At 43.3% G+C, this 3,033-nt stretch carries 2 protein-coding genes; both read right to left on the bottom strand.

The features are described 5' to 3' along the window. Positions 1 to 54: 54 nt before the first annotated feature. Positions 55 to 1,590, bottom strand: a complete 1,536-nt coding sequence (locus QUA13_RS32085) for a tetratricopeptide repeat protein (protein WP_333205089.1) — start codon at positions 1,588 to 1,590, stop codon at positions 55 to 57. Then, positions 1,591 to 2,922 carry an ATP-binding protein gene (locus tag QUA13_RS32080; RefSeq protein ID WP_333205087.1) on the bottom strand — a complete coding sequence of 444 codons (1,332 nt, stop codon included), beginning with the start codon at positions 2,920 to 2,922 and terminating at the stop codon, positions 1,591 to 1,593. Positions 2,923 to 3,033 lie beyond the last annotated feature (111 nt).

Here is a 3,033-nt window from a genome sequence, read left to right as displayed (position 1 = left end):
TTTTCATTAGTTTTGAATACAAAATGATATTTTGTGATTATTTATTGTACCAAATTACAGCGGGAACCGCTGTAAGTAGGCTGTGGCTAGATTATTTTGCGTCATCGCCCAATCTTGGGGCAAGGCATCGCGGGTGTAGACGGTTAATACAGCAGTGTAATATACGATCGCCATTTCGATATTCTCTGCTTTCTCTCCCCTAATTTTGTCACTGTAGGCAATTGCCAGATTATTTTGCGTCTGGGCCCAATCTTGGGGAAAGGCATCGCGAGTGTAGACGGACAATGCAGCAGTGAAATATGCGATCGCCAGTTCGATATTCTCTGCTTTCTCTCCCCTAATTCTGTTAGAGTAGGCAACTCCCAGATTATTTTGCGTCCTAGCCCATTCTTCGGGAAAGGTATCACGGGTGAAGACGGATAATGCAGCAGTGAAATATGCGATCGCCAGTTCGATATTCTCTGCTTTCTCTCCCCTAATTCTGTATAAGTAAGCTGTGGCTAGATTATTTTGCGTCTGGGCCCAATTTTCGGGAAAGGCATCGCGGGTGTAGACGGTTAATGCAGCAGTGTAAAATGCGATCGCCTCTTCCAAGTTATTCGCACGATCGCCTTGACGATATTGTTGGTAAAGATTCCCCAGTCGCCCCAAAGCAGCCGCCTCTCGCAGGCGATCTTTCAAATTCCTAGCAATTTCTAAAGACTGCTGATAGGGATCAAATACCCGTTCCCACAATCCTAAGTCACGGTAAATATCACCTAACTGTAACAAAGTGTCAGATTGCGCCTGGGGTAAGTTCAATTTTTCTTGTAAAGCAAGTGACTTGTCAAAGAAATGAATTGCCCGATCGATCTCCTGTGAATAATCCTGTGCTTGGCGCGTCTTTACCCGATTTGCATAAGCATTAGCAACTCGATTGTATAGGGTTGCTAATGCAGGAGTTTCCATAGCTTGTTTCTCCAGATTTTCAACCTGTTCTAACAGTTCATCTAGGGGTAAACTCAGTCTTCTCTCTGGTTCAATCAGCAGAGAACTTTCCCCAGTCGTGTTAACCACACCCGTTTCTGGCACCGCAGGGGACACAAATCGAAATACGCCACTGCGCCAACTCCAAAAATCCGGCGCTTCCAGACTCAAGCGACTCAGAATATTTGGTGTTACCCAAAGTACTATCGGAAAAGGAAACTCCCGCAACCCCTCCCGCGTCCATTGCAAATAGCCGAAAAAACGGCTTAACTCCGACTGATGGTTAGAGTCAGCTTGTGACACGCTATCCGTCAAAGCCTCCGTTCCCGTTACAGTAATTGCGCCTGATGCGTGGGGCGCTTTTAACTCTGGGCGATCGTTGACAAGTTGCTCCAACGCCGCTCTCAGGCTAGGTTCCTTTTGATTCAAAACCACGCGATAACAGGGGACATGGGGAGCAAGTTCTGCCTCGTAACGATTAATAATCTGGGTTTGAAAATCTCCCGGTTTACAGGAGGCAATCAACAATGACAATACACCTTGACTTGCTTCAATTAAAGAGACAAGGCCATCGTAACTATCCTCATTGATCGATCGATCGTCCGCGATCTCACTGTTGAGCATTTATCCCGTCACTCCGATTAACCCACGTTTCTGCAATATTTCCTGAACTACTGGATGGACTCCAAACCACAAATCAGCATTGCGATATTCTAGGATGTAGAGGTTATGCAATAAATCTAAGAAATCCTGATCCATCCCATCGTTTGGTAAATAATTTTGGTATACATCCACTAGAATTTGATAACGGTTTTGTCCAAGGGGTTCTGTTAAATTAATCCGATATTCGGTAATAGCATCTTTTAAAATTTTAGACGTGATTATCAAATCTTGTTTCTCAGGTGTGCGACGTAACTGCCTCAAACATAACCCACAGGACTGACTAGCCAAACGAATAAATTCCCGCAATGCCCCACCACTTTTGACGATCATCATCTGAGTTGCTTCCGGCTCAATCAAATGCTTGGGAAGTCGCTTGTAAAGAATTTGTTCAAATACTTTTACAGCTTCTTGGACAGGAGAAGCATTTGGAACTCTATCTTCTCCACGCGGAAACAACTTTGTCGCCCACATGGATTGAATCTTATTATTGGTAGCATTATGAATAATTTCTCGCAACGACATATCTCGTGTCGCTGCCATTGGAATTGTATAAATAATCCGAAACTGAGGCTGAAATAACGCACTGATATTATTTCTATAAACACGGTCTACTATCTCTAAATCGAGTTTATCAAGATCGTCAATCACGACCATAATTTCTTGTCCGCACGCCGCTTGAATCACACTAGCGATCTCGTTAATGCGATCGACCAAATCTGAAATCCGTCTCGCAAACTCAGTCGTAATTTCCTCACGAATCACAGAGTTTGCCTTCAAAGTTGCTTTCAACTTAGCAAAGAATTTCACAAACCAAGCATTTACACCAGCTTCTCCACTTGTTTCTAGCTCAATGCTAGAATCAAGTGAACTTCCTTCAGTTCGAGTATGCTTACTAAACCACTTATAAAAAGCTTTTTTTGTTTGAGAACCGATTTTGATATGGCGTTCTTCTGCTGCTTCCATAAGCTGTACTGCCATAGCAAACAAAATATTGACATGATTCACATCTGACATTTCAATCAGGTCAGAGATGGAAAAGAACACGACAAAGTAGCGATTCTGCGTGTGCTGGCAAAACTGACCCAGCAATGTTGATTTGCCTGACCCACGATGCCCCGTAAAAATAATTTTGTTATTGTCCTGTGAGCAATCTTCAACCAAATGCTCCAATTCTTCTAAAATCTCAGTACCATATTCCACATGAAATTTATTCAGTTGCTCTGGGGTGATCAAAGGAAGTAACTGAAGATTCTGGAAGGCTGTTCGGAAGGATTCCAGGCGGTCGTTGGTCATAGGAAATATTATATATGGACTATAATTCTTAGTTTATCCTGGGGGGGTGACAAAGAGGTCTACGAGATAGACTGTATAAGGGTTGCAGCCCGCATACCTTGTTGGTAAAAG

It is taken from the genome of Microcoleus sp. S28C3 (genome assembly GCF_036700785.1).
GTDB classification, from domain to species: Bacteria; Cyanobacteriota; Cyanobacteriia; order Cyanobacteriales; family Microcoleaceae; genus Microcoleus; species Microcoleus asticus.
Note: the sequence above shows the minus strand (reverse complement) of the source record. Positions and strands in the feature narration are given on the sequence as shown.

Coding starts and splice junctions, on each gene's coding strand:
- QUA13_RS32085 (WP_333205089.1), bottom strand. CDS start 1,590: ATGCTCAACAGTGAGATCGCGGACGATCGATCGATCAATGAGGATAGT.
- QUA13_RS32080 (WP_333205087.1), bottom strand. CDS start 2,922: ATGACCAACGACCGCCTGGAATCCTTCCGAACAGCCTTCCAGAATCTT.